Source organism: Candidatus Obscuribacterales bacterium (assembly GCA_036703605.1).
In the GTDB taxonomy this organism is placed as follows: Bacteria; Cyanobacteriota; Cyanobacteriia; order RECH01; family RECH01; genus RECH01.
Genome location: DATNRH010000434.1, coordinates 1 through 4582 on the forward strand (window position 1 = coordinate 1; position 4582 = coordinate 4582).

At 51.5% G+C, this 4582-nt stretch carries 3 protein-coding genes; 2 read left to right on the forward strand and 1 reads right to left on the reverse strand.

The features are described from left to right. Positions 1-959 precede the first annotated feature (959 nt). The gene (locus tag V6D20_09015; GenBank protein ID HEY9815918.1) at positions 960-2060 is read right to left on the reverse strand and encodes an ABC transporter ATP-binding protein; all 1101 of its coding nucleotides are present in this window, start codon (positions 2058-2060) and stop codon (positions 960-962) included. 348 nt (positions 2061-2408) lie between these two features. On the opposite strand from V6D20_09015, the gene V6D20_09020 reads away from it, so the two are divergent. After that, a complete protein-coding gene (locus V6D20_09020; protein HEY9815919.1) occupies positions 2409-3842 on the forward strand; it encodes an extracellular solute-binding protein in 1434 nt (477 codons plus the stop codon). Between the two features lie 159 nt (positions 3843-4001). Continuing rightward, positions 4002-4582, forward strand: a 581-nt coding sequence (locus V6D20_09025) for a hypothetical protein (protein ID HEY9815920.1), incomplete at its 3' end; no start/stop codon positions are given.

Genomic DNA, 4582 nt, shown 5'->3' on the forward strand with positions numbered 1-4582 from the left:
TGGCAACTAGGCAGATCAAGGGTTTAGCACTCAATCAACAGGGTGAAATCAACATGACGATAGATTCCTAGAATGCTAAACCCCTGCTTTTAACCCACTTCATGCAAACCATTGAGCTGTCAGGGAGAATCTAGAGCGCAACTAAACTTGCCTAAGCGCTATCCTATCATTATCTTATACGATTTAACTTCTCTTGGTGATGATAAAGACATGAAAATTTTAACAATCCAAGGACAAGGTCTTGCCTAGCCCCTGCTCAGCATAGTCTAGAACAACCCATGGGGATCATGATTGAAATGGGTTAAACCCTTGACTCCACAAGGTCTGTACTGTTGAATGCCTGTGCCAACCTAGACCTAAGCCCTATGTCTCTCCCTCCCTTTCTCAGAGAGATTTAGAAAGAGATGAAGGAGTTGACATAGCATTGTAGGGTTAAGCGTGCCATGCATGAGAATGGGGTATTGGACAATCTGGTACAGTGACCTCCCTGATGAAGTCATATTCTTGCTTGATCGAGGCTCAGAGAATCGTCAGCAGAAAGCCCTATTGATACTCACGATTGTTAGCAGCAGATCATCAAATCATCACAGGTGCATTACGGCTAGGCCTACCCACACCCTGCACCACGGTTTATTTAGATCCACCTACTTACGTTGGTAACTCGGGATAAATGGCTGATACATTGTCCCTAAAAACAGCCATTTGCCTCTAGCCAAACTGCCGTTGATAACCGTAAAGGTTGCTCAGGGGGCTACATGGAAAGCTGATGAACGTGGTTTGATGATCCCTCAGGTTGTGTAGGATAGTTTGGCGTTTGCAGAGTCATGCTTTTGAGAGCTAACCCAGGGCTCCATCCTCCTCATGGTGAGAATGTCATAGCATGGGAGAGATGGGGAACAAGAATAGACTTGCCGCAGATGGACAGAAAGCGATCGAGCATAGAATCTTGCATGAGATGCCTAAAGGCGATCGCCTGTCTCTGCATCAAATAGGTAAAACCGATGCATATCCATCACCATCGTCACCGACTCCCCAATCTGTAGGCGGCTGCGTGGATCTACCCGGGCAACCAAATCTTGTCCATCGGTTGTTGTGAGGTAAAGGATAATCTCGTTGCCCATCCGTTCGATGACGGAGATGGTAGTTGGCACTGGTAGCGGCACAATACCAGGCGGCACATAGTCGGGCACATGCAGGCTTTCTGGACGAATCCCAAAGAGGATCGGGCGATCGCGGTAGGGGGCATAGGCAGCGCAACGATCGGTGGGGATGGGAAGCTGAAACGCATCGGTGGCGATCGCAAGTTCATCTCCTTCACCCACTAATCGAGCCTTGAGAAAGTTCATCGCCGGACTGCCCATAAATCCTGCTACAAAAGTATTGCGCGGTTCGTCATAAAGGGTTTGAGGGGTGCCAACCTGTTGCAAAATTCCCTGATTCATCACGGCAATCCGGGAGCCAAGAGTCATAGCCTCTACCTGATCATGGGTGACATAGACAAACGTGGTGCCCAATTGACGGTGTAGCTTACTTAACTCCGTGCGGGCCTGCACACGTAGCTTTGCATCCAGATTGGATAACGGTTCATCCATCAAAAATACCGACGGATTACGCACAATGGCGCGCCCCACCGCCACCCGCTGCCGCTGTCCTCCAGACAATTGTCGCGGACGGCGATCGAGTAGAGGCTCAATATCTAACTGTTGAGCAGCGCTATGGATGCGTTGAGTAATCTCTGACTTAGGCACTTTCTGCAGTTGCAGGCTAAAGGCCATATTTTCAAACACAGTCATGTGGGGATAGAGCGCATAGGATTGAAACACCATAGCGATATCTCGTTCCCGTGCCGGCACATCGTTCATGCGCTGTTCATCAATATAAAGGTTGCCTTGGCTAATGTCTTCTAACCCAGCCAACATCCGCAGAGACGTAGTTTTTCCACAGCCCGATGGCCCAACCAGGACTAAAAATTCTCCATCGGCAATGTCTAAGTTCAGTTCCTTCACAGCAAAGGAACTGCCATACCGCTTACTAACCGATTCAAACCTAACGTTAGACATAAATTCAGCTCAATGAGTATTCCGTCGATTTACGCTTATTGACAGCCATACTGGTTTTGGCAGGAGGCGATCGCTTCAGGACAGGTTTCTGCTTCCACCTCGACATTTAACAGGATATTTAAATGTGTCAAGATTAGCTACCCATGACCTTCATAGCATGATGGAGTTAGCAATCCTGAGGCTTAAAGTAGGCATAAACGAACATTAATGATGCTGTGGAAAGATGTTGTGGGCAAGCATTGAGTGCCAATCCAAACAGGGTAACCATGCTTGGTATGGTGATGCGTTGTAGGTTGAGCCGCTCTTGGCTGTCCCATCCCACAAACTAGCATCTTTCAATGGGCAGATATGAGAACACACCGATGGTTTAGACGGGATATGGTGGCGGTGGCGGCAATGTTGATAGCCGTTTCCCTGATGGCACAAGCCTGCGGCACACCGGATGCAGGCACCCAGGATGAGTCTACGCAAGACGTTACCGAGCAGACTGATGGGGCAGCCATTCCCGTACGTATGTGGATTGCATTTACAGACTATCGACTGGATTGGGCGCGGGAAAAGGCGGCAGAGTTTAATCAACTCTATCCTGAGTATGAGGTCATCATTGATGGTTACCCAGATTATGAAACCTTGTTTGACGCTGCCCTCCTAGCCTCTGAGCAGGGCAATCCTCCTGCCATCATGCATTTCTTTGAAGCAGCGACTCAAGAAATTCGTGATGCGGTCACGCCAGCGGGCGATCCGTTGGTGAAATCTGTGGCGGGGGCGATCGCGGATCGCCAGGACATCAACGGCGTGCCGGTGATCTTGGAAGACGTAGTCAGTGCGCCACGCAACTATTACACGGTGGACGGTGAGTTCCAATCCATGCCCTGGAATACCTCATCCACGGTGCTGTTTAGCAATGCTGATATGCTAGAGGCGGCAGGTATTGAGGCCCCGCCCGCCACGTGGGCTGATGTGGAAGCGGCCTGCGCTCAGATCCTGGCCTTGCCGGATGCTCCCAGCAACTGCATCACCTGGCCAAACCATAGCTGGATTGTGGAACAGGCCATGGCTCAGCAAAATGAGCTTTTGGCCAATGAAGACAATGGTCGCAGCGGTCGCGCCGATCAGGTATTTCTCAACAGTCCCGGCATGACCAGCTTCATGACCTGGTGGAAAGCCCTGAATGACCAAAACTACTACGTCTATACAGGTTCCCAACGCGATTGGGACGGCACTCGCAATGCATTTATCGCCAAGCAAGTGGCATTTTTGCTGACCAGCAGCTCAGACACCACGGATATCACAGACTCTGGGCAGGCGGCAGGTTTTGAGGTGGTTGCCAGCTTCATGCCCTACAACCAAGATGTGGGTCGTAGCGGCAATGTGATTGGCGGAGCCACGCTCTGGCTAGTGGATGGGCTAGATCAAGTCACTGAAGATGGCGCGCTGATGTTCATGAACTGGTTTAACAACCCAGAAAATGCTGCAGAGTGGCATAAAATCACCGGCTATATTCCCATCACCAATGGAGCGATCGCCCTGTTGGAGGAAGAAGGTTGGTATGAGCAGAACCCCAACAGTAAGGTAGCGAGCGATCAGCTAGCCGAGTCTCAAACCACACCGGCAACCTTGGGCGTGCTGGCTGGTAACTTTGTCGCCATCCGGGATGTAGTCACCAGTACGGCAGAGCAACTTTTGGTGACGCCGGAGCAGTCGGTGGATGAAGCATTGGACACCGCCAACCAAGAGGCCAACCGCTTGTTGGACGATTACAACGCCCTGCAGGCTGAGTAGGCTGCCTCACGCTGAAACCCTCCTAACCTGACTCAGCAAAAACTGCACTCAAGGTTCTTCTTGCTCAAGGGGGAATCGCTTGAGACTTAAGGTTCCGCTGAGTTAGGGCGATTGGGGGGATCGGCAAGTGGTGATCGGAAGAGATGAGATAGGAAGGCCATGGGTGGTTTAGTGGTAGGGTTGCTGATGCTCACAGCGGCGCTGGGGGCGGTGGTTATGGCGATCGCGTTTCGGCGACGGCAGCGATCGCCAGGGATGGGGGCATTGGTGGGAGCGATCGCGGCGGCGGTGGGCTCCCTGAGCTTGATGGTGCCCCTAGGATTTTGTACGTTTGAAGCAGAGCGATCGCCCTTGGATCGAGGCTTTGGCGTGGTCTTAGTGCTATTGGGGGCAGGGATTGCCCTAGGGCTCGTCAACTGGCTTTCGACGCTCATCGGGAGCGATCGCTCCCATCGCTTAGGAATAGAGGCAGCCATGCCGGGGCAATTTAAGACCCATTGGATCATACCGCTGCTGCTGCTCGCCCCCACGCTATTAATCCTGCTTATTTTTATCTACTATCCAGCACTTGATACCTTTAGCCTCGCGACTCGCTTAGCCCGTCTCAGCACACCCCGCACTCAGTTTGTCTGTGTTCGCAACTTCACCGAGTTGATTGACCCTAGCTATAGCAGCCGAGACTTTTTAGTTATGGGGATTACAGCGCTACTGGGCTATGGCATCTTCTACGGTCAGCGGCG

Bases quoted from the DNA above. Each gene is read 5' to 3' on its own strand.
- V6D20_09015 (HEY9815918.1), bottom strand. From the start codon at position 2,060: ATGTCTAACGTTAGGTTTGAATCGGTTAGTAAGCGGTATGGCAGTTCC.
- V6D20_09020 (HEY9815919.1), top strand. From the start codon at position 2,409: ATGAGAACACACCGATGGTTTAGACGGGATATGGTGGCGGTGGCGGCA.